Origin of the sequence: Halocola ammonii (assembly GCF_049334165.1) — a bacterium.
Classification (GTDB): Bacteria; Bacteroidota; Bacteroidia; order Flavobacteriales_D; family Sanyastnellaceae; genus JBEGHD01.
Window position 1 is genome coordinate 1 of sequence record NZ_JBEGHD010000071.1, and the last position, 307, is coordinate 307.

Annotated in this window: 1 protein-coding gene; it reads left to right on the top strand. The window is 45.0% G+C overall.

Going from position 1 to position 307, the window contains the following annotated elements; all coding sequences use genetic code 11:
• Positions 1 to 307: HYR domain-containing protein (locus tag ABHV44_RS16275; protein WP_459075771.1), on the top strand; the 307-nt coding region annotated here is incomplete at both ends.

Consider the following 307-nt stretch of genomic DNA (forward strand, 5'->3'; position numbering starts at 1 on the left):
GAAACACAACCAGTACCAGTTTTGAAATCACTTTGATTGACGACATCGACCCGGTCATCTCTGAAAATCCACTAGACCGAAACGAATCGCTGGATACGAATTGTGACTTTGTTATCCCTGACTACACTTCAGAAATTTCTCCTACAGACAACTGTGATTCGTCAGTGGAGGTGACTCAAACCCCAGCGGTTGGAGATGTTTTCAGTGGACATGGAACAACACAAACCATTACGCTCACAGCCGAAGATAACGCAGGAAACACTGCCTCGGTTGACTTTGAAATTACGTTGGTTGATGAAACCGATCC